The 21,888-nt window shown below is 68.5% G+C and carries 18 protein-coding genes and 3 pseudogenes; 17 read left to right on the top strand and 4 right to left on the bottom strand.

What is annotated here, in order from left to right:
- The first annotated feature begins 3 nt into the window (after positions 1-3).
- The 7 genes and pseudogenes from SY89_RS10035 (at position 4) to SY89_RS10005 (ending at position 8,739) form a co-directional block, all read left to right on the top strand.
- Positions 4-951, top strand: a complete 948-nt coding sequence (locus tag SY89_RS10035) for an ABC transporter permease (RefSeq protein ID WP_054584113.1) — start codon at positions 4-6, stop codon at positions 949-951.
- A gap of 3 nt (positions 952-954) precedes the next feature.
- Positions 955-1,985 (top strand): annotated as a pseudogene (locus SY89_RS10030) (ABC transporter permease).
- Positions 1,982-3,259: an ABC transporter ATP-binding protein gene (locus tag SY89_RS10025; RefSeq protein ID WP_054584112.1), complete on the top strand. Its 1,278-nt coding sequence runs from the start codon at positions 1,982-1,984 to the stop codon at positions 3,257-3,259. Before SY89_RS10030 ends, SY89_RS10025 begins: the two are co-directional and overlap by 4 nt.
- Positions 3,256-4,283: pseudogene (locus SY89_RS10020) on the top strand (ABC transporter ATP-binding protein); the annotation flags it as partial. The gene SY89_RS10025 and the pseudogene SY89_RS10020, both read left to right, overlap by 4 nt.
- 67 nt (positions 4,284-4,350) lie before the next feature.
- Entirely contained in the window at positions 4,351-4,872 is a 522-nt protein-coding gene (locus SY89_RS10015; protein WP_054584111.1) for a hypothetical protein, read from the top strand.
- A gap of 13 nt (positions 4,873-4,885) precedes the next feature.
- A complete protein-coding gene (locus SY89_RS10010; RefSeq protein ID WP_054584703.1) occupies positions 4,886-6,979 on the top strand; it encodes a prolyl oligopeptidase family serine peptidase in 2,094 nt (697 codons plus the stop codon).
- A gap of 638 nt (positions 6,980-7,617) precedes the next feature.
- Positions 7,618-8,739 carry a methyltransferase gene (locus SY89_RS10005; protein WP_054584110.1) on the top strand — a complete coding sequence of 374 codons (1,122 nt, stop codon included), beginning with the start codon at positions 7,618-7,620 and terminating at the stop codon, positions 8,737-8,739.
- 1 nt (position 8,740) lies between these two features.
- Here the strand turns inward: SY89_RS10005 and SY89_RS10000 are convergent, their stop codons facing one another.
- Positions 8,741-9,139, bottom strand: coding sequence for a CBS domain-containing protein (locus tag SY89_RS10000; RefSeq protein ID WP_054584702.1), 399 nt, complete (start codon positions 9,137-9,139; stop codon positions 8,741-8,743).
- A 126-nt stretch (positions 9,140-9,265) separates the two neighbouring features.
- Here SY89_RS10000 and SY89_RS09995 point away from each other — a divergent pair, with 126 nt between their 5' ends.
- Positions 9,266-9,622 carry a hypothetical protein gene (locus SY89_RS09995; RefSeq protein WP_054584109.1) on the top strand — a complete coding sequence of 119 codons (357 nt, stop codon included), beginning with the start codon at positions 9,266-9,268 and terminating at the stop codon, positions 9,620-9,622.
- A gap of 167 nt (positions 9,623-9,789) precedes the next feature.
- Positions 9,790-10,571 (top strand): annotated as a pseudogene (locus SY89_RS15995) (ABC transporter ATP-binding protein).
- 627 nt (positions 10,572-11,198) lie between these two features.
- On the opposite strand, the gene SY89_RS19630 reads toward SY89_RS15995, so the two are convergent.
- Positions 11,199-11,816 (bottom strand): hypothetical protein, encoded by a 618-nt coding sequence (locus SY89_RS19630; RefSeq protein ID WP_394325735.1) that lies wholly within the window; start codon positions 11,814-11,816, stop codon positions 11,199-11,201.
- Between the two features lie 123 nt (positions 11,817-11,939).
- Entirely contained in the window at positions 11,940-12,302 is a 363-nt protein-coding gene (locus SY89_RS19625; protein WP_394325734.1) for an RAD23 family protein, read from the bottom strand.
- An 11-nt stretch (positions 12,303-12,313) separates the two neighbouring features.
- Here SY89_RS19625 and SY89_RS19620 point away from each other — a divergent pair, with 11 nt between their 5' ends.
- Both SY89_RS19620 and SY89_RS19615 read left to right on the top strand, forming a co-directional pair.
- Positions 12,314-13,276 (top strand): DUF6498-containing protein, encoded by a 963-nt coding sequence (locus SY89_RS19620; protein WP_054584106.1) that lies wholly within the window; start codon positions 12,314-12,316, stop codon positions 13,274-13,276.
- Positions 13,261-13,605: a hypothetical protein gene (locus SY89_RS19615; RefSeq protein WP_189319149.1), complete on the top strand. Its 345-nt coding sequence runs from the start codon at positions 13,261-13,263 to the stop codon at positions 13,603-13,605. Before SY89_RS19620 ends, SY89_RS19615 begins: the two co-directional genes overlap by 16 nt.
- Before the next feature lie 114 nt (positions 13,606-13,719).
- Here SY89_RS19615 and SY89_RS09965 read toward each other — a convergent pair whose 3' ends face one another.
- A complete protein-coding gene (locus SY89_RS09965) occupies positions 13,720-14,685 on the bottom strand; it encodes a metallophosphoesterase family protein (protein ID WP_054584104.1) in 966 nt (321 codons plus the stop codon).
- Positions 14,686-14,853: 168 nt separating this feature from the next.
- Here SY89_RS09965 and SY89_RS17710 point away from each other — a divergent pair, with 168 nt between their 5' ends.
- From SY89_RS17710 to SY89_RS09940, 6 genes are all read left to right on the top strand, one after another.
- Positions 14,854-15,204: a twin-arginine translocation signal domain-containing protein gene (locus SY89_RS17710; protein ID WP_204374443.1), complete on the top strand. Its 351-nt coding sequence runs from the start codon at positions 14,854-14,856 to the stop codon at positions 15,202-15,204.
- The gene (locus SY89_RS09960) at positions 15,186-16,751 is read left to right on the top strand and encodes an ABC transporter substrate-binding protein (RefSeq protein ID WP_321163915.1); all 1,566 of its coding nucleotides are present in this window, start codon (positions 15,186-15,188) and stop codon (positions 16,749-16,751) included. The genes SY89_RS17710 and SY89_RS09960 overlap by 19 nt, the downstream gene beginning before the upstream one ends.
- 126 nt (positions 16,752-16,877) lie before the next feature.
- On the top strand, positions 16,878-17,924 hold the full coding sequence (locus SY89_RS09955; RefSeq protein WP_054584103.1) for an ABC transporter permease: 1,047 nt from the start codon (positions 16,878-16,880) through the stop codon (positions 17,922-17,924).
- 473 nt (positions 17,925-18,397) lie between these two features.
- Entirely contained in the window at positions 18,398-19,348 is a 951-nt protein-coding gene (locus SY89_RS09950) for an ABC transporter permease (protein ID WP_239685588.1), read from the top strand.
- Positions 19,345-20,367, top strand: a complete 1,023-nt coding sequence (locus SY89_RS09945; RefSeq protein WP_054584102.1) for an ABC transporter ATP-binding protein — start codon at positions 19,345-19,347, stop codon at positions 20,365-20,367. The genes SY89_RS09950 and SY89_RS09945 overlap by 4 nt, the downstream gene beginning before the upstream one ends.
- Positions 20,364-21,878, top strand: a complete 1,515-nt coding sequence (locus tag SY89_RS09940; protein WP_054584101.1) for an ABC transporter ATP-binding protein — start codon at positions 20,364-20,366, stop codon at positions 21,876-21,878. The genes SY89_RS09945 and SY89_RS09940 overlap by 4 nt, the downstream gene beginning before the upstream one ends.
- Positions 21,879-21,888: the final 10 nt, after the last annotated feature.

Genomic DNA, 21,888 nt, shown 5'->3' with positions numbered 1-21,888 from the left:
TCCATGTCTCTTCAACGATACCTAATCAAGCGGCTGCTGGTGATGATACCAGTACTGTTTGGTGTAACTCTACTGACGTTTTCGCTTACGAAGATGCTGCCCGGCTCGCCGGTCGACTACATCCTGCAGTTTCAGGAGACGACGCCCGGGCTGCGTGACCAGCTCCGCGCACAGTTCAACCTGGACGAGCCGGTGTACATCCAGTACTGGCTGTGGCTGCGGGACGCGGTGATGCTCGACTTCGGCGACTCGCTGATCTCCGATCGCAGCGTCTCCGGAGCGATCCTGACCCGGCTCCCGAAAACGCTGCTGCTGGGGTTCATGGGGTTCGCGATCGCGATCTCGATCGGGATCCCGCTGGGCGTGATCGCGGCCATCAACAACGGCAACACCGTCGACGAGGCCAGCCGCGTCGCGGCCCTCATCGGGATCGCGACGCCGAACTTCTGGCTCGGCCTGATGCTCCTGCTGGTGTTCAGCGTCCAGCTCGGCCTGTTCAGGGTCATCCCGCCGGACAAAGCGGTGTTGAGCCCGGCGATGTTGAAGTTCGTGATCTTGCCGGCGATCACCCTCGGAACGGCGTCGTCGGCGCTGATCATGCGACTGACCCGCTCCTCGATGGTCGAGGAGTTGAACAAGGACTACGTCCGCACGGCGAAGGCCAAGGGGCTCTCCGAGCGCACCGTCATCGTGAAGCACGTGCTGCGCAACTCGATGGTGTCGGTCGTGACGGTGGCGGCGATCCAGGTCGCGTTCATCGTCAACGGCTCTGTCGTCGTCGAGCAGGTGTTCTCCTGGCCCGGCGTGGGTCGACTGCTCATCGACGCGATCACCCAGCGAGACCTGCCGGTACTGCAGGCGATCGTCCTGATGATCGCCGTCACTATCGTGTTCGTCAATCTGGTTGCGGACCTGCTCTACTCGTGGCTCGATCCACGTATCCGATACTGACACATGTCTCACGAATCACAGCGAACGACGACGACTGAACGCGGGCGAATCCGGGTGACCGGGTTCGACACCTCCGTGTTCGAGGACCGCGATGAGCGATTCGACTGGCAACAGGACGAGAGCACAGTCTCCCGGGACCGGCTGACCCGCGCGTGGGAGCGGTTCAAGCGCAACCGAACCGCACTGGTGGGACTGTCGATCATCGCCCTGATGCTGTTCACCACGATCTTCGCGCGGCCGATCGTGATCGAGGGGATCACGGTCCAGCCGTTCTCGCTGGCGCCGTTCGATCCGACGAACTCGAACTTCGCCGCGCTCAACGAAGCGCCGACGGCCACCCACCCCTTCGGGACCGACTGGTCCGGGAAGGACATCCTCTCGCGTGTGATGTACGGTGGCCGATACAGCCTCACGATCGGCGTGATCACCGTCAGTATCGCGCTCTCGGTCGGCGTCCCGCTCGGTGCCCTCGCGGGCTACTACGGCGGATGGATCGACGAGGTCATCATGCGCCTGGTCGACATCCTGTACGCGTTCCCGTTCCTCGTGCTCGCCATCGCGCTGATCGCGGTGCTGGGCCAGGGGTTCTGGAACATGATCACGGCGCTGGTGCTGGTCGTCTGGATCAGCTACGCCCGTCTGCTGCGCGGTGAGGTGCTCTCCGTCAAGGAGAACGAGTACGTCACCGCCGCGAAAGCGTTGGGCGCACGCGACCGCTCGATCATCTTCCGGCACGTGGTGCCCAACGCGATGGCGCCCGTGATCGTGCAGGCGACGCTCGGTATCGGGACCGTCGTGCTCAACGCGGCGGCGCTTGGCTTCCTCGGGCTGGGGCTCGAACCGGGCTCCCCGAGTGGGGCAGCATGCTCGCCCGCGGTCGCAGTAGCCTGATCCAGGGCCAGTGGTGGATCACGGTGTTCCCCGGGCTGGCGATCTTCCTGTTCGTGCTCTCGATCAACCTCGTGGGTGACGGCGTCCGCGACGCCGTGGACCCGCAGGGTGACACCAGCGGCGGTGCGGGGGTGCGAGAATGAGCGCCAACGACGAACCGCTGCTGTCGGTCGACAACCTCCAGACCTCCTTCTACACGGAGGAGGGCGAGGTCAAAGCGGTCAACGACGTCTCGTACCAGATCGACCGCGGCGAGCGCTTCGCCGTCGTCGGCGAGTCCGGTGCGGGGAAGTCGGTCACCAGCCTCTCGCTGATGCGGCTGATCGACGACCCCGGCCGGATCAAGGGCGGCGACGTGACGTTCCGTTCGACCAGCGCAGTGGCGAAACTCGCCCGGCAGTTCCCGGAGGGCGTCGCCACCGAGAACCGCTCGGGCTACATCCACGTCGACGAGCTCCGCGCGGAGTCCGGCAGCGTGGGGAGCGATCCGGGCGCGACCGTCCGCGACCGGCCGACGGAGGTCGCGACCAGCCTCCACGACGGCAGCCTCCACGTCGAGGCGGGCCACGTCGACGTGCTCGACGCGCCCGACGAGGCGATGCAGGAGCTGCGCGGGGCGGAGATCGCGATGATCTTCCAGGACCCGCACACGGCGCTCAACCCCGTCTACACCGTCGGGGAACAGATCGCCGAAGCGGTTCGGAAACACCTCGACATGGGCGATGCGGCCGCCCGCGAGCGAGCGATCGAGATGCTCGACCGCGTCGGCATCCCCGACGCCGAGGAGCGCTACTCGGACTACCCCCACGAGTTCTCCGGCGGGATGCAGCAGCGCGCGGTGATCGCCATCGCGCTCTCCTGTGACCCGTCGCTCATCGTGGCGGACGAGCCGACGACGGCGCTGGACGTGACGATCGAGGCGCAGATCCTCGACCTGCTGAAGGAGCTCTCCGACGAGGAGGACGTGGCGATCCAGCTGATCACCCACGACCTCGGCGTCGTCGCCGAGCTGTGTGACAGCGTAATGGTGATGTACGCCGGCAAACCGGTCGAGCGCAGCTCCGTCGAGGAGCTGTACTACGACCCCAAACACCCCTACACGGTGGGACTGATGAGTTCGATCCCGCGGATCGGCGACGACCGCGATCGGCTCGATACCGTCCCGGGGACGATGCCGGACCTCGTCCAGCTCCCCTCGGGCTGTAGCTTCCACCCGCGGTGTCCGTACGCTGAGGACGCCTGCATCCAACACGAACCGCCGCTGGTCGACACGGAGACCGGCGAGCCGATCGAGGAGCCCGACGCCGACATCCACACCGCCGCGTGTCTCGAGTACACGGGCGACCTGCAGGACGGCGTCGAGTTCGACGTGCAGATCCGTGAGGACGCCGCAGCCGACGGAGGTGAGTCAGTATGAGCGCCGACCCACTGATCGAGATCGACGGGCTGACGAAGCACTACTCGACCGACGAGGGGCTGCTCGATCGAATCATCGGCGACCCGTCCTCGGTGAAAGCCGTTGACGGCGTCGACCTCGAGATCGCCGAGGGGGAGACCCTCGGCCTGGTCGGGGAGTCCGGCTGCGGGAAGTCCTCCCTCGGTCGGACGATGCTGGGACTGGAGGAGCCGACCGACGGCTCCGTCTACTACGACGGTCAGGACCTGACGGAGCTCTCCTCGGCCGAACTCCGGGACTACCGGAAGGATCTCCAGTTCGTGTTCCAGAACCCGTTCGCGTCGCTGAACCCGCGTCTGACGGTGAGCGACATCGTCGGCGAGGCGCTCGACGTGCACGGCCTGGCCTCCGGCCAGGAGCGCAAGGAGCGCGTCGAGGAGCTGCTCGAGACCGTCGGCCTCCAGGCCAGCCACGCCTCGCGTTACCCCCACGAGTTCTCGGGGGACAGCGCCAGCGGATCGGGATCGCCCGCGCGCTCGCGGTCGACCCCGAGTTCATCGTCTGTGACGAGCCGGTGTCGGCGCTGGACGTGAGCGTCCAGGCCCAGATCCTCAATCTGCTCGAGGACCTGCAGGAGGAGTTCGGCCTCTCCTACCTGTTCATCGCGCACGACCTGAGCGTGGTCGAACACATCGCCGACCGCATCGCCGTGATGTATCTCGGCGAGATCGTGGAGGTCGGGACGACCGAGGAGATCTTCTCCCCGCCGTACCACCCCTACACGCGCTCGCTGCTGTCGGCGATCCCCGAGCCTGACCCCCTGTGGGAGGGCGACCGGATCATCCTCGAGGGGACGGTCCCCTCCCCGATCAATCCGCCGTCGGGCTGTAAGTTCCACACGCGGTGTCCGATCGCGCACGAGGAGTGTTCGGAGTGGGACGACCATCCGGAGCTCGAGGAAGTGAGCGAGACCCACGGGATCGGCTGCCCGTTCCACGAGGAGATCGAGGAGGAGGTCGGCTCCTCGGCCGACTCCACGGGCGCCGAGTCCACGGCCGACTGACGGCCCCGCTCACGAGACCTTTTTCCGCGTCGCCCGCGTTCGACAGCGTATGCGTCGGGTCTACGACTCGGAGGCGCTGCGCCGGGACGACGAGGACCCGTTCTCGCCCGTCGAGAACGACGAGGGGGCCAGTCGGAACCACGTCAACTGGACCAACGTCAGCCACGCGCTCGTGCCGCAGTTCTTGCGCTCGCGGGCGATCGCCGTCGACGTGCAGACCTCCAAGGACCGCTACGACCCCGGCGAGGAGATCCACTTCGGCGTCACCTTCTACAACCGCTTCCCGCTCCCGGTCACGATCGTCACGGAGACGCCCAAACCGTGGCGGTGGGCGATCGACGGCAACGCCGAGGGCTCGGAGCTGTCGCCGAACCACCCCGACGAGCGCAGCCTCTTCCGCTTCGGCCGCAGTGAGCGCAAGCGGTTCCGCCGCTCGTGGTCCGGCCGTGTCCGCATCGACCAGCGCGAGTGGCGCGAGGCCGAACGGGGGGAGCACACTCTCACCGTCGGGATCGACGCCGTCCACGGCGCCGAGAACCTGCGGGCGGAGACGACGTTCCACATCGAGTAGGCCGCCGTCGGGCCTGCCGCTTGCCGGTCTTTTAAGCCCTCGCCGCGGCCCGTTCCCGTATGCGCGACAGCCCCCTGACACCGAGGAACGGCCCGTCACCGAGGAGCTCCACGGCGAGGAGATCGTCGACCCGTACCGCTGGCTGGAAGAGCAGAGCGAGGAGGTCGAGAACTGGGTCGCCGCCCAGAACGAGTACGCCGACGCGGTGCTCGACACCGACACCCGCGACGCCCTGCGCCCGCAGTTCGAACGCGTGGCCCGGGTCACCGACTACGGCGCGGTGACTGCCGCCGGCGGCCGCTACTTCCAGACGATCGAGGAGCCCGAGGAGGACCACGGCGTGCTGTACGTCCGGGAGTCGTTCGACGAGGAGCCACGGGCGCTGGTCGACCCCAACGCGTTCGACGGCGAGGCGGCGTCGATGAACTGGTTCACCGTCGGTCCGGACGGCGAGCGCGTCGCGTACGGCTACGACGAGGGCGGCCAGGAGCAGTACGACGTGCGCGTCGTCGACGCCGAGACGGGCGGCCTGATCGACGAGGTGCCCGACGCCGGCCGCGTCAACCCCGGCGGGTTCGCGTGGACCGACGACGGCTTCTACTCGATCCGCACGGGCGGCCCCGGCGACGGCGAACAGCTCCAGAAGGCGCTGTACAGCCACGATCACGACGACCATCCGGACGGAGACGAACTGCTCACCGACGCCTTCAGCGAGCACGCCTGGCCCGAACTGGCGTACGATGCCGACACCGACACGCTGCTCGCGGCGGTCCACGAGGGGACGACCCACACCGATCTCTACCGGGTCGATCCCGAGGCCGACGAGCCGCTCACGCCGCTTTTGACCGACTACGACGCGACGTTCGCCCCGCACGTCGCCTCCGACACCGGCGAGGTGCATTTCCTCACCAACTACGAGGCCGACTTCTCGCGGGTGCTCACCGCCGATGTCGAGACGCTCGCGACCGGCGAGGACCTCGACCCCGACGAGTTCGCGGAGTCGATCCCCGAGACGGACACGGTTCTGCAGGACCTGACGGTGGCGGGCGACTCGCTCGTCGCAAACCACCTCCGCGACGCCTCCTCGGAGCTGTCGGTCTGGGAGGACGGCGAGGCCGTCGAGCGCCTCCCAAGCCCCGAGTTCTGCACCATCGACGGCGTCGATTCGGACGCCGACGACGGCGAGGAGCTGTTCTACGTCGTCCACGACTTCGAGGCGCCCGACCGTGTCACGCGATATCGACTGGACGGCGACGACACCGAGCCCGAGACGGTCGGACAGGCCGACGTCGAACTCGGCGTCGACGTGACCGTCAGCCAGGAGTTCTTCGAGTCCGCGGACGGGACCGAGGTGCCGGCGTTCGTCGTCCACCGCGAGGGGCTCGACCCCGCGGGCGCGGCGCCGACGGTGCTGTACGGCTACGGCGGCTTCCGGATCCCCCAGACGCCGAGCTTCTGGCGCTTCGCCGGCCCGTTCCTCGACGCTGGCGGGGTGTTCGCCGTCGCCAACCTCCGCGGCGGGACGGAGTACGGCGAGCCCTGGCACGAGGCCGGAATGCGCGAGGACAAGCAGAACGTGTTCGACGACTTCTACGCCGTCGCCGAAGGGCTGATCGAGGCGGGCTACACCGATACGGACCACCTCGGCGCCTACGGCGGCTCGAACGGCGGCCTGCTCACCGGCGCGGCGCTCACCCAGCGGCCGGATCTCTGGGCCGGGGTGCTGTGTACGGTGCCGCTGCTCGACATGCTGCGGTTCCACCGCTTCCTGCTGGGTGAGTCCTGGACCGTCGAGTACGGCTCGCCCGAGGACCCAGACGCGTTCGAGTATATCCGCGAGTACTCGCCGTACCACAACGTCGAGGCACGCGACTACCCGGCGACGATGTTCAAAACCGCCGCGGGCGACACCCGAGTCCACCCGAGCCACGCCCGGAAGATGACTGCGCTGGTGCAGGAACACCAGACGGGCGACGAACCGATCGTGCTCCGGACCGAGACCGATACGGGCCACGGCGTCGGCAAGTCAACCGAGATGATCGTCGAAGAGCAGGTCGATCAGTGGACGTGGCTGTGTGATCGGCTCGGCGCGGACGTGGGGCAGTAGGGGGTCTCGCTGCCGGCCAACGCTGTAGGGCTGTCGACGCTCCCTCATCGGCGGCCCCACGGCGCGATTCGCCGCGGCGCCGTGGGTCGGACCCGCCGGCCGGCTCGACCTGAGGCGTGTGGTTCTCGTAACGGCGTCCGATCACGGTCGCCTCGGGCACCGAACGGCTCACCGGTGGCGGTCGCCGACCGTCCCACGGGACCGAGTTCGATCCCGTTATTCACAGCCAGCCCGGCGTCGCCGGAACTGTTGATTCGTGTGGCCACGGGGACCAACTCAAAGGCGATAACGTCAAGTTCTGTCAGCGACAGCTGACGACTGCGTGAACTACGGCTCTCGGTCGAGCTAGCTCGGGGGCGACCCGGGACTCGGCCGGCTTGCCGACTGTGGTCGCCTGTCGTCGTGGCCCGGAACGCCGGGTCGGACGGGCGTCTCGCTTTCGGTACCCGGTGCCACGCCATCGCCGTGAGCACCTGCTTTCTCCCGGTCCGCCGGCGTGGCTGATCCCGCTCGGAAACTGACGAGTCCGATGTTCACCGAATGCACGCACCCCCGACGACACGAACGCACCGGCTACCGACCGATCCAAGCCACACGACCCGCTGTGAGGCGACCCGCGACTCGACGGAGGGGCGCCGATGACCGGCGACCAACTCGAACTCGGCGCCCACGTTCCCGAGGGCCCCGACACTTACCGCTTCCACACCGCTGACGGCGTCGCCTCCGTGGAAGCGTTCAGGGCGGCCGAACTCCTCCTGCTACGCGCGATTCACGGTACTGCCCCTGGCGACCACCTCTCCGTACAGTCGAACTACGGCGTCGTCGGCGTCGTGCTCGCGGCCTCGGCGGCGTCGGTCCGGATGACCGAAGCCAGCGCCCGGCGGGCGCGGCTCTGTCGGCGCAACGCCGCCGTGAACGGGGCTGCCGCGCGGACCACTGTCGTCGCCGACCTCCGGCGGATCGACGGGGGGTACGACACTGCCTCCTACGCGCCAGAGAGCCACACCCCCATCGAGGTCGGGAAACAACGGATCGCCGACTCGCTCACGGCGCTCCGACCCGACGGCCGACTGTTCGTCGCTGCGACGGACGGAGCCGGCCGTTCACGCTACGAGCGCTGTCTGACCGAACTGACCGGCGACTGCCGAACCGTGACCACGGCCGACGGCTGCTCGGTGCTGGTCGCGCAACGGCCGGCGTCGTTCGAGCCGCCGCGGTACGTCACCCCAACGCGGTTCGAGGTCGGCGTCGACGGTGCCGCCGTCCCGCTGGTCACGGTTCCGGGAATGTTCGCGGCCGGCCGCCTCGACGACGGCACGCGCCTGCTGGCAGCGAACGCGACCGTCGAGGACGGCGATCGCGTGCTCGATCTCTGCTGTGGCGCTGGCCCGCTGGGTATCCACGCTGGGACAGTCGCGGACTGTTCGGTGACGCTCACTGACGACAGCCGGGTCGCGACCCGTGCGGCCGCTTGCAGCCTCCGAGCGGCGGGTATCGACGGCCGCGTGGTCACCGCCGACGGCGTCAACGGCGTCAGCGGCGAGCGCTTCGACCGCGTGCTCTGCAACCCCCCGACGCACGCCGGCGACGGCGTGCTCGCGTCGCTCCTCGACGGGGCGCGCCGGGTGCTGCGGGCCGGCGGCGTGCTACTGGCTGTTCACCACCGCGACCTGGACTTCCGACCGCACCTCCGTGGCTACGGCTCGGTGACGGTTCGAGACACCGGCGACGAACACGTCGTGGTTGCCGCTCGCCCGTAGCCTACGGGCTCGGCGTCTGGACTGTCGAGAGGTACGCCGTGAGGTCGGAAGTGGTGATCATCCCGATGGCTTCGCCGTCGTCGACGACGGGCATGTGGTGGATGCCGGCGTCGATCATCCGATCGGCCACCTCGCGGATCGAGTCGCCGCCCTTTGCCGTCTGTACGTCCGTCGTCATGTACTCCGAGACGGGCGTCTGGTCCTTCGGCTTCTGCCCCGAGACGATGGCGACGAAGTCCGTCCGGGTGAGGATCCCGCGGAGAGCCCCGTCGTCGTCGACGACGACGACCGACCCGATCTCGTGGTCGAGCATCAGGTCGGCGGCCGTCTCGACCAGCGTCTCCGGGGTGACAGTTTTCACGTCGTTGGTCATCAGGCTCGCAACGAATAGATCGTCGATGTCGTCCATGTCAACATAGTGCACGACACTGGGCATAACCCTTCCCCTCCGCCGTGGCCGGCGCCGGCGATCGCGGTACCGACGGGGAGTGGGCACGCTTTTGAGCGGGCAGGAACAGGGGCCGGTATGGAGACGGGGAACGCGGAGAGCGACGTGTCCGAGTCCGTGTCGATCTCGCTTTTGATCGCGGTGGTCGCGACCGCGCTGATCTACCTCGAACTCTGGGGCGGGTCGCTGCCGGCGTTCGACGCCGGCGAGATCGCGCTGGGGATCGGTCTCGGCCTCGTCGCCGGCGCGGCGTTCTACTACCGCGGAACGCGCTCGACCCGGCTCGACGACGTGCCGCCGCTGGCGATCTTCCTCGCGCTGGCGATGACCGTCTACGTGTTCTTCCCCGAGGGGCTCCCGCCGGTCGTGGAGCTCGCCATCGTCGTCGGCGTCTGGACGGATGCGGTGCTCCGGGCGGGCGCGAAAGTCGTCTGACCGCGGGACTGGGTTCCTGTAGGCTGGCTGCTGACGGGGTTCCTGTAGGCTGGCTGCTGACGGGGTTCCTGTAGGCTGGCTGCTGACGGGGTTCCTGTAGGTCGATACGCATTTGGTAGCGGCGCCGTCAGGAACGCCTACGCCGTCGTTCCCCGCGACATCCCACCATGCCCGCCATCGAAACCACTGATCTGACCAAGCAGTACGGAGACACCGTCGCCGTCGCCGGCCTCGACCTCGCCGTCGAGCGCGGAACCGTGTTCGGCTTTCTCGGCCCCAACGGCGCCGGCAAGACGACGACGATGCGAATGCTGACTGGCCTCGTGCGCCCCACGCGCGGTCGTGCGGCCGTGGCCGGCGCCGACGTGACCGACCGCGACGCGCTCCGCCCCCGCATCGGCTACCTGCCGGAGGAGCCGCCGCTGTACGATCACGCGACCGCCTACGAGCAGCTCGACTACGCGGCCGGCCTGCGCGACCTGCCCCCGAGCCGGCTCGCGAGCGTGCGGAGCGCCTGCTCGACCGCCTCGATCTCCCGCCCGAGGACGCGGCGACACGTATCGCCGACTACTCGAAGGGGATGCGCCAGAAGGTGGCCTACGTGCAGGCGATCCTCCACGAGCCCGACGTGGTGTTCCTCGACGAGCCCACGTCCGGCCTCGACCCGCGTGCGGCGCGGACGCTTCGGGAGCTCGTCGTCGACCTCGCCGAGGGCGGCACGACCGTGTTCCTCTCGACGCACATCCTCCCGGTCGTGGAGGAGGTCGCCGACGACGTGGGCATCCTCTACGACGGCGACCTCGTCGCGGAGGGGTCGCCGGACGACCTGAAACACCGCGCGGAGACCGGGGAGGCGCGCTCGCTGGAGGACGCGTTCCTCGAACTCACGACCGACGACGCCGCGGCCGCCGGGGCCGAAGCGACCGGCGGGGAGCGCAGCGATGGCTGAAGCGAACTGGCTTCGGCACTCGCTCCGGGTCGGCCTGTTCGAGTACCGACGCTCGGTTCGAGCGATCCGTGCGGACACGGGGCGGTTCGTGCTGCTGGCCGTCAGCGTCCTCCTGCCGACAGTCGCCCTCGGCGGGATCGTGGCGCTGTTCGCGCCAGAGCTCCGGGGGTCCGTTCCGACCGACATCGCGGTCCCGCCGGCACTCCGCGGCGCCGCCGTGCTGTTCTGGCTGTTCGGCGTGTTCCTGCTCTCGCAGCGAGCGGCCGGGGTCCACAGCGAGCCGGTCGCCGCGCCGTTGGTCCTGACGACAGTCTCGCCACGGACCGCCGTCGTCGGCGGTGCGTTGGCGGAGTGGCTTCGGGTGGTGACGTACACGCTCCCGCCCGCCGTGCTCGTCACGCTCACGGGTGCGTACGCGTTCGCGTCGCCGGCGCCGTTGCTCACGGTGCCGCTCGTCGGCTCGGTGTTGCTCGCGAGCGCCGTCGTCGCCAGCCGGGCTGCGGGCTACACGGCCGCGTGGCTGACCGCCCGTGTTCCGTTCGTCGCCCGGCACCGGACTGCGTTCAGCAGCGTCCTCGCCCTCGGGTTCTTCGGCGGCTACATGCTGTTCCAGCTCCCGATGATCCCCTACTCGCTCGACCCCGCGCTGCTCGCCGTCGTCCCGCTGGGGTGGAGCGTCGAGCTGCTCGCGCTCGGGACGCCGATCGGGTGGTCGCTCGGCCACGCCGCGGCTGGGATCGCCGCGGTCACGGCGGTTTCCGTGATCGGCGGCTGGCTCGCGATCCGGATCGCGGCCTCGCTCTGGTTCGGCGACGAGGTCGATCCGGCCGGCGACGAGGGGCCGCCGACCGAAATGGGCGAGCGCTCGCCGGTCGGGGCGCTCGAAGACGCGATCAGCCCGCTCCGGGTGCCGTTCCTGTCCGGGCCGACCCAGCAGGTCGCTCGGTGGACGCTGTTGCGAGCGAGGCGCGAGCCCCAGCGGCTGAACTTCCTCATGGTGCCGGTGTTCGGCGGCGCCTCGGGGCTGTTGAACCTGTACATCCAGGGAAGCGCGTCCCTTTCCGTGGCCGGGCCCGGGGTCGCGCTGCTCGCGGGCTGGATCGGCGGCGCGGCGTTCGCCCTCAACCCGCTCGGCGACGAAGGGCCCGTGCTGCCCGTGACGCTCACTGCCGTCTCCGGGCAGGCGTACGTCCGCGGCCTGATCGCGCCGGTGCTGCTGGCGCTCCCGCCCGTCGCCGCGCTCACGTTCGGGGCGTCGATCGCTGGCGGCTACGGGCTAGTCTCGGCGATTACGCTGGCGTTGGTGGGCTGTCTGCTGGCCGGTGTCGGCGCCACGATCGCGCCGGCGGTCGGGATGTGGCTCCCCCGCTACAGCGCGATCCGGATCGGTAACAGCGACGACGTGCGGCCGCCCAGGCTGCTCGCCGGGATGCTCCACGCCGCGAGCGTGTTCGTCCCCGGCGCGGCGCTGGTCGGCGTCGTGGTCGCGCCGGAGCTCGTCCGGCTCGTGGCCTCGGGTGTCGGCTCGGTGCCTGCCGCCGTACTCGGGCTCTGGGTCGGCGAGTCGGGCACGCTGGCCGGAGTGGTCTCGTCGTTCGAGGCCGTCGGCGCGGGTATCAGGTCGCTGCCGCCGACCGCGATCCAGGCCGGGCTCGGGGGCTCTTGGTCGCCGGCGGCGCGCTGGCTGGCTGGGTCGCCTACCGTGAGGCGGTCCGCCGGTTCGACAGCCACGAACCGTACTGATGGCGGCGGACACGCCGGACCGCGACGCGGTCGCCGCCGTGATCGCGTCGAACCTCGTGGCGCCGGCGGGGGTGTTTCTGCTCGGTTGGTCGGCGACCGTGCTGTTCGGCGTGTTGGCCGCCGAGTTCACCGCGCTGGTCTGCTGGTCGCTGGTGAAGATGCCGTTCGCCGCAATGCGACCTCGCGGCGGCGCCGTCGACCGCTCGCGGGTCGCCGGACTCCTGCATCGACTCCGGGGGTCGATATCGCTCCCAGGCCCGCTGCCGCCGGTGTACCCGCGGAACGCGATGCCGCTGCTCGGCGGGGTCGTGTTCGGCACGATTGGGGTGGTGATCGCGCTCGCGGTGGTCGGCGCCGTCGCGTCGGAAGGGTTGGCCGACGGCGAGGCGACCGCGATCGGGCTGGGGTTCGTCGTCGTGTTCCTGTTTCGCGCCGCGGAGACCGTCGTCGAGTACTTTCTCCACGGCGGCTACCGGGAGCACTCGGCGCGCTCGGCGTTCTTCGAACCGGTCGTCGCCGCATTCGGGCTGGCGGTGCTGCTCGTCGCGGCGCTGACGCTCGAGGCCGCCGGCCTCGGCGACACGGTCCGCGCGGCCGAAACGCTCGCGGTGCTCGCGGTCGGGAAGGCAGCGCTCGACGTTCGTGGGCTCCGGATCGAGGCGGACGACGACCGGTACGGCGTGCTCGCCAGGATGTTCGGGGCCAAGAGATCGAGATCGATCCCGAGCCCATCGACGAGCCCGACACCGAACCGGTTCGCCGCGTGCGACCCGCCCGAGCCGCGGCGGTCGTCGACGCCGCGGGCCGCGGACTCGCCTACCTCGTCACGAGCGGCCCGACGTGGTTCGGCATCCTGCTCACCGTCGTCGCGGGACTGGTCGGCGGCCTCGGCGCTGGAGTCGCGGTCGGGGCGGTGGTCCTGCTCCCGTTCGCGGTGGCACGGGCGGTGGCCCGCTATCTGACCTACGGCGCCGTCGAGTACCGGTGTTACGACGGGCTGCTCGTGGTCCACAGCACGCTGCTCGGCGCCGGCCAGGCGCGACTCCGTCGCCAGGCCGTCGAGGGCGTGACGATCGAGCGGGATTTCGCCGACCGGCTGTTCGACACCGAGACGCTCGTCCTCGACGCGGAGGGCCCGGACACGACGCCGGAGCCGGGACTCCCCGACCCCGAGGCGGAACCGGCCGACGGCGTGGACGAGGACCGACCGCGCAACCTGGCGCACGTCCGGGAGCCCGAGGTGATCGTCGACACGCTCGGCGTCGCGTGGGTCCTCGAACGGGACGGCTAGTCGCGCCGGCGAAGCCGGAAGAAGCCGAAGAAACAGGCGAGCGCGAGGAGTCGTGTGGAGACCATGGTTCTCTGGCCCGTCCCGCGGCTGAAAACACCGTCGGCGCGGAGCTGATCAGCTCTCGTCGACGAGCGGGAACTGCGCGAGTCGGATCGCGGCCATGTCGGTCAGCCCTTTCCCGGTGACGGAGTCGGTGTGGCGCTCGTAGTGACCGAGCATCATCCCGCCGTGATCGGCGACGGGGATCAGCCGGATCTCGGTGCCGTCCGGGCCCACGTCGAACACGAGGTAGGACTGCGGGAACGAACACGTCGTCGGCGACATGATCTCGCGGACGCCGCGTTCCTTCGTCGCTGACGGGAGGTGGAGGTGGCCCGTCACCAGCAGCGGCGCGTCGTGCTCGGCGAGGAGGTCGAGGAAGGCGTCGGGCTCGCGCATCGTCGGCGGGATCGCCATCTCCGGCTCGTTGTTGTCGCGGTGCTGGACCAACTGCTCGGACATCGTCGGGAGGTTGTGGTGGACCGCGATCAGGGGGTTCTCGAGTTGGGGGAGCGTCTCGTCGAGCCACTCGCGCTGGTCCTCGGTGACGAGGCCGTCGTGGGAGTCGGTGAGCCAGTCGTCGCCGCCCGAGCTGTTGAGGCCGACCACGTCGACGCCGCCGACGCGCTCGTGGAACGGGAGGCCGTCGGGGGTGTAGCGCTCCTCGAACTCCGCGAGTGGCAGGTTCTCGTGATCGTACCCCTCCTTGAACACGTCGTGGTTGCCCGGAACCGCCCGGAACGGCGTGTCGAGGTCGGCGAGGATCTCGTCGGCGGCGTCGTAGTTCCAGCGCTCGCCGTCCTTGGTGATGTCGCCGACACAGAGCGTGTAGTCGACCTCGCGGTCGTTGATGTCCGCCACCGCACTCCGGAGGTGGGTCTGGGTGTGTTCGAACAGCTTCGAGGTGCCCTCCTCGCGGGTCGAGATGTGGGGGTCCGCGACGACGGCGATGCGGGTCCGCTCCTCGCTTCGGGGCCGCTCCAGCCGTGCCATCACGTTCCCCGGCGTGGTACCACTGTGGTCGACGGGTCCGTCAGCCATACCGGGATTGAGCCGACACCGTTCATAAACCTGTGGAGCTTGGTTCGTTCGGTGGGGCGTTATATATCCCTATAGACCGTTGGCAAAACCTCTGTTTCACTCGGAATGTGTCGCGATAGCGGTCCTATAGGGCAAACTATTTTTGTCGGCGCTGAACCTATTGTGGTGATGCCCGAGGAGACAACTCGGCGGTCGTTCTTGGCGGCGGCAGGTACCGGCGTTGCGGCAGCGCTCGCCGGCTGTGGTGGCAACGCACCGGATCAGACAGATACGGAATCGCCTACCGACGAGCCGGAGGGCGGGTCCGACGACACGGAGACGGAGGAGTCGACGCCGATGGCCGGCGGCACCCTCCAGATGATGGCGACTGGCTCGATCCAGACGCTCGACCCGATCAACGCGAAGGGGTCCGGTGCCGGCTACAACCAGTACAACCAGCAGCTGTTCCAGTTCCCGGACGGGGAGTACCCCCGGAGCCGGCGCTCGCGAAGGACTACGAGCTGTCCGAGGACGGCCTGACGTACACGTTCACGCTGCGTGAGGACGCGACGTTCCACAACGGCGACGACGTGACCGCACAGGACGTCGTCTACTCCTTCCGGCGGCTCGCGGAGTCCGACAACTCCCGGAACAAGGACGACATCATCGGCGAGACGATGACGATCGCCCACGAGAAGGACGCGACCATCGCGGAACCTGCAGACGAGAAGACGCTCGACGACATCGTCCCGGAGTCGCTCCAGATCGAGGCCACGGGCGACTACACGGTCGAGATGACCCTCGAGAGCGCGTTCTCGTGGACGCTGTTCCAGATCGCGGGCGGCACGTTCGCCATCCTGCCCGAGAACTCGGTCGGCGACATCGAGGGGTACGACGGCGAGTACTCCTACAACGAGTTCTTCAGCACGCAGGGCGACGGTCCCACCTTCGCCGGCGCCGGCGCGTTCCAGGTCGACTCCTGGAGCAAGGGTGATTCCATCACGCTGTCGGCGTTCGAGGACTACTACGGTACCCAGCCCGAGATCGACGAGATCGTGTTCACGGTCGTCCCCGACGGCAACACCCGGCTCAACCGGTTCGAGAACGGCAACGCCGACATCCTCGAGGGGATGCCGACGGCGTCGTTCACCCCGAGCAGTGTGAACATCGAGGAACAGGACGGCGCCAAGCAGGTCGGGACGTACGACCTCGGCGGCACCGAGGTCAACTACGGCCAGATTCCGGCGCTGACCACGGAGTACCTGGTGTTCAACACGATGAAGGTGCCGATCCCGGTCCGCAAGGCGTTCGCTTACGCGCTGGACCAGCACTCCGTCGCGGAGAACGTGTACAAGGGAACCGCCACGCCGGCCTACCACATCGTGCCGCCGGCGGCGTACCCGTCGTTCGAGGAGGGCGTCTCCCCGAGCGAGACGTACACCCGCCACGCCGAGGAGGGGTACCAGTCCAACCTCGAAGGCGCCGCCGACGGCTACCCGTACGGCTACGCCGAGACCGACATCGCGTCCGCAAAGCAGGTGATGGAAGACGCCGGCTACGGCTCGGACAACACCTTCGAGATCACGGCGACGACGATCTCCGGCAACAGCGCGTACCGGGAGGTGCTGACCCGCCTGCAGTCCAAGCTCCGCCAGGCCCACATCGAGATGGACATCACCGAGGCGCAGTTCGGGACCATCATCAGTCAGGCCATCAGCGGCAGCATGGAAGTGTTCGCGCTGGGCGACGGGATGGAGTACCCCGGTCCGGAGAACTTCCTGCGCTTCCTCTGGGGCGGCAGCCCGGAGACGCAGTTCACCCGCTGGGGCGCGGAGGGAAGCGACTACGACGAGGACCTGCGCCAGAGCACTATCGACGCGTGGCAGGAGAACTACCAGCCCGAGGACTCCACCCCGGAGAGCGAGGCCGAGGCGTTCCAGACCATCGAGGAGGGCAACTGGCTCTCGATGCAGGAGCTGCCGATCGTCAACCCGGCGAGTCAGCGCTTCTGGCACACTGACGTCGACGTCGAGATGTACGGTGTGATGGAGAACCAGACGTTCACTGAGCTGACGCTCAGTCGCTAGAGCGGTAATCCGCCGGCTTTTCAACATCACCTTCCTACGCTTTTTCGAACGTACACGAATGCACGAAACACGCCGTCTCGACCTCCGGAACGGACACACTGAACAGCCGACCGACGGAGGCCAGACGTGAGCAGAGCCCGGTATCTCGGGAAGCGCCTGCTCATGGCGATCCCGGTCGTCTGGCTGGGGACCTCGATGACGTGGTACATCATCTTCATGGGCCCCATCGATCCCGCGACGCGGCTGTTGAGCGAGGGCCAGACCCGCGACCCCGCCGCCTACGAGGCGGCACAGACCCAGTTGGGACTGAACCAGCCGCCACTCCAACACTACTTCGACTGGCTGAGCAACCTCATCACCTTCGACCTCGGCCGAACGTGGCTGCTGTACCAGGGGTCGAACGTGAACGCGCTGATCATGGACTTCCTGCCCCGGACGCTCTGGCTCGGGTTCTGGTCGGTGTTGATCGCGATCTTCGTCGGCGTCCCGCTGGGGTTCTACGCGGGGATGCGATCGAACACCGTCTCGGACTACGTCGCGTCGATGGGCGGGATCGTCTGGCGGGCGATGCCGAACTTCTGGCTCGGGATCATGCTGCTCGCCGTCCTGGGGAGCTCGCAGGCGATCTTCGGGTTCAGTTGGGAGACGCTCGGCCCGAACCTGACTTCCGGCATCTCCGGCAACCCCGACCTCAGTTACATGGCGGGCGACCCGCTCGCCTTCTTTACGAACATCGACGCGACGCTCGAGGCGATCAAGAAGGTGGCCCCCGCCGCCATCGTGCTCGGGTCGGCGTCGATGGGGAACGAGATGCGTATCGGTCGGACGGCCGTGCTGGAAGTGAAAAACCAGGACTACGTCGAACTCGCGAAAGTGAAAGGCGTCTCCGATCGCGCGCTCGTCTACAAACACATCCTCCGGAACGCGCTGGTGCCGCTGGTCCCGATCATCACCAGCGAGGCGTTCCTGCTCATCGGCGGGAGCGTGCTCGTGGAGTCCGTCTTCGGGATCAACGGGATCGGCTACCTGTTCTTCCAGGCGGCTATCCAGGGCGATCTCCCGCTGGTCGGGACGCTGATGTACGTATTCATCCTCATGATCGTCGGAATCAATCTGATACAGGACGTGCTGTACACGCTGATCGACCCGCGCGTCGGGCTGGAGGGCGAGTGAGATGTCGGTATCCAGCTCCCGCATCACGGACGCGTTGACCGACGGTCGCACGGCGCTGTGGGCGCTCGTGGGCCTGTTCCTGCTCGCCCTCGAGTTCGGGGCGCTGGCCAACTTCGTCGTCGGCCTGACCATCGATGGCCTCCTCGCGATCCCGGGCGTCGACGGCGCCGGCGTCCTGACCGCCGTCGAGAACGCGGTTCAGCAGATCCCCACGCTGCTCTCCCGGGAGACGATCCCCAACGGCGGGTACTACAACGGCAGCGGGTACGAGGGGACGTTCCTCGGCCTCTCGCCCGCCATGGCGTGGGCGCTGCGTGCGACGCTGGTGTACGCCTACGCGTTTGCGGCCTTCGGCTGGGGGTCTGGGGCTACCGGATCTACCGCAGTGAGTACCGTGCCGCGGACTGGACCCCCGCGACGACGTACTCGACCGCTTCCGCAGTCACAAGTGGGGGATCTTCGGGCTCGTGATCGTGTTCATGTTCGTCACGATGGCGGTGTTCGCGCCCGCGCTCGGGCCGACCACCGTCGACCAGAACATGCGCAACTCCTACGGCTACGAGACCAAGTACTGGGACAGCGACTCCGGCTCCGTCGAGACGATCCTCGTCGGCGACGCGAACCTCGGCTCGCTCTCGCAGGGCAACGACCGGAACATCGGCCCGTGGACGTACGACGACTACGGGCGGTTCCACCCCTTCGGCACGATGCAGGACGGGAGTGATCTGTTCACCTTCCTCGTGGTCGGGTCACGGATCTCCCTGGTGATCGGCGTGCTCTCCGTGGCGCTGAGCGCCTCTATCGCCGCCACGCTCGCGCTGACGTCGGCGTACTACAAGGGCCGCGTCGACCTCAGCATGGTGTTGATCTCCGACGCCGTGATGGCGATGCCCCAGCTGCTACTCCTGATCATGCTGACGACGGTACTCAGGGAGTCGTGGATCAACGAGGTGTACAGCGGCGGCTTCCTGCTCGCACTGATCTTCGCGTTCACCGGCTGGACGTACATGTGGCGGTCGATCCGTGGGCCGGCACTCCAGATCTCCGAGCGCGAGTGGATCGACGCCGCCCGAAGCTTCGGCCAGCGACCGACGACGATCATGCGCAAACACATGCTTCCCTACGTCACCGGCTATCTGCTCATCTACGGCTCGATGACCCTCGGCGGGGCGATCATCTCCATCGCGGGGCTCTCGTTCCTCGGGCTGGGCGTGGCGCCGCCGACCCCCGAGTGGGGGCGGGCGGTCAACCTCGGCCAGAACTACGTCAGAACCGGCTCGTGGCACATCTCCCTGATCCCCGGCATCCTGATCACGCTGGTCGTGACCGGGTTCAACGCGCTCGGTGACGGGATCCGCGACGCGATCGACCCGCAGTCCGACAGCGCCGGCGGCGAGACCGCTGGCGCAGGGGGTGGCGCATGAGCGACGCCCTGCTCGAGGTCGAGAACCTCCGGACCGTGTTCCACACCGAGAAGGAGACGATCCGCGCCGTCGACGGCGTGAGCTTCGACGTACAGCGCGGCGAAACGGTCGGTCTGGTCGGCGAGTCCGGCTCGGGCAAGTCCGTCACCGCCCGCTCCGTGCTCGGGCTCGTCGAGGAGCCCGGCGTGATCGAGGAGGGGTCGATCGAGTTCTGCGGCGACGAGCTCGTCGGCGGCAACTGGGACGAACACCGCGGCGACATCGCGATCGTGTTCCAGGACCCGATGAACTCGCTCAACCCCGTCTACACCGTCGGCAACCAGATCAAGGAGGCGCTGCGCATCCACCAGGGGCTCCGCGGGCAGGAGGCGACCGACGCCGCGATCGAACTGCTGGAGGACGTGGGAATCCCCGACGCCGCCCGGCGCGTCTCGGAGTACCCCCACCAGTTCTCCGGGGGGATGCGCCAGCGTGCGGTCATCGCGATCGCGCTGGCGTGTGACCCCGACCTGTTGGTCTGTGACGAGCCGACGACGGCGCTGGACGTGACGATCCAGGCCCAGATCCTCGAACTGCTGGACGAGCTCCAGCGCGAGGAGGATCTCGGCGTGCTGTTCATCACCCACGACATGGGCGTGATCGAGGAGACGACCGATCGCGTGAACGTGATGTACGCCGGCGAGTTCGTCGAGAGCGCGCCGGTCGACGAGCTGTTCGACGCCCCGAAACACCCCTACACGAAGGGACTGCTCGCGAGCATTCCCGGTCGGACTGCTGGCGGGGATCGGCTCCCGACCATCGAGGGGGAAGTGCCGACTTCGACGAGCGAGCCGACCGAGTGTCGGTTCGCGCCGCGCTGTCCCCACGCGTTCGACGCCTGTCGGGAGGTCCATCCCGAGCGGATCGCCGTGGGCGACCCCGACGCGGACCACGAGACGGCCTGTCTCCTCTACGACGACGAGTTCGAGGAGTCGCCGCCCGAGGACGGCGTCGTGGCCGACGGGGGTGAGACCGTATGAGCGAGGCAGAGCCGTTCCTCGAAGTGCGCGACCTGAAGAAGTACTACGACGACGGCGGCCTGTTCGGCGGCGACCCCGTGAAGGCCGTCGACGGCGTCAGCTTCGACATCCGCGAGGGCGAGACGCTCGGGCTCGTCGGCGAGTCCGGCTGCGGGAAGACGACGCTGGGGCGGACGATCCTGAACCTGGAGACGGCGACCGAGGGCGAAGTGCTCGCCGACGATACCGACGTGACCAGCATCTCGGGCCGTGAGCTCCGCCGGTGGCAGAGTCACGCCCAGATGGTGTTCCAGGATCCCGACGCCAGCCTGAACGACCGGATGACCGTCGGCGAGATCATCCGCGAGCCGCTGGACGCCCACGACTGGCCGAACCTCGCGGTGGCGGTCGCCGGCGACCGCGAGGTGGCCGGCAAGCGCGTCCACCGCGCCGAGGGCGACGAGCGCCCCGACCTGACCGTCGACGCCGACGGCAGCGTCACCGTCCGCGAGGGCGCGCCGCTTTCGACCGACGATCTGACCGTCGACGCCGACGGCGGACGGGTCGACGTGACGCTGCAGAAACACGCCGCCGAGATGCGCGAGGACCGCGTGCGGAGCCTGCTCGAACAGGTCGGGCTGCGGGAGGAGCACTTCTACCGCTACCCCCACCAGTTCTCGGGCGGCCAGAGCCAGCGCGTGGGAATCGCTCGCGCGCTCGCGCTCGAACCGCGCTTCCTCGTGCTCGACGAGCCGGTGTCGGCGCTGGACGTGAGCGTCCAGGCCCGGATCATCAACCTGCTGGAGGATCTGCAGGCCGAGCTCGGGCTCACGTTCCTGTTCATCGCCCACGACCTGAGCGTCGTCCGGCACATCGCCGACCGCGTGGCGGTGATGTATCTGGGCGAGGTGATGGAGCTGGGCCCGACCGAGCAGGTGTTCACCGATCCGGCGCACCCCTACACCGAGTCGCTGCTGTCGGCGATCCCCGGCTCGATGGTCGAGACGGGCGAGCGCATCACGCTCCGTGGGACGCCGCCGAGCCCGCGTGATCCGCCCAGCGGCTGCCGGTTCTCCTCGCGCTGTCCGGCGAAGATTTGCCCCGACGAGTACAGCGTCACCGGCGAGCACTGGGAGGCGCTCGACCAGCTTCAGTCGGTGTTCCGCGCCCGGTCGAACGCCGAGAAAGGCATCGTCGACGTGGTGAAGGAGCGACTGGGGATCCAGGACGTCTCCACCGTCGACGAACTGCTGCTCGAGCTGTTCGACGCCGAGCGCGACGGCGACGGCGGGATCACGATCGATATGGCCGACGACGCCGCGGCCGTCGTGTACGAGGCCGCCGAACTGGCCCGTGCCGGCGACGAGGCCGGCGCCGCCGAGCGCCTCGACGACGCGTTCGGCAGCGTCTGCTCGGAGGAGCATCCCGACGCCAACGACGTGGGCGCGGGCCGAACCAGCCGGTGTCTGCGCCACCGCGAGGCGTACGAGGACCCCGGCCCGGTGATCGAGCAGCGCTACCGCAGCGACTGACCCCCGCCGT

The sequence above is a fragment of the Halolamina pelagica genome (assembly GCF_001307315.1).
Lineage (GTDB): Archaea > Halobacteriota > Halobacteria > Halobacteriales > Haloferacaceae > Halolamina > Halolamina pelagica_B.
This window is presented reverse-complemented; position numbering and strand designations above follow the sequence as displayed.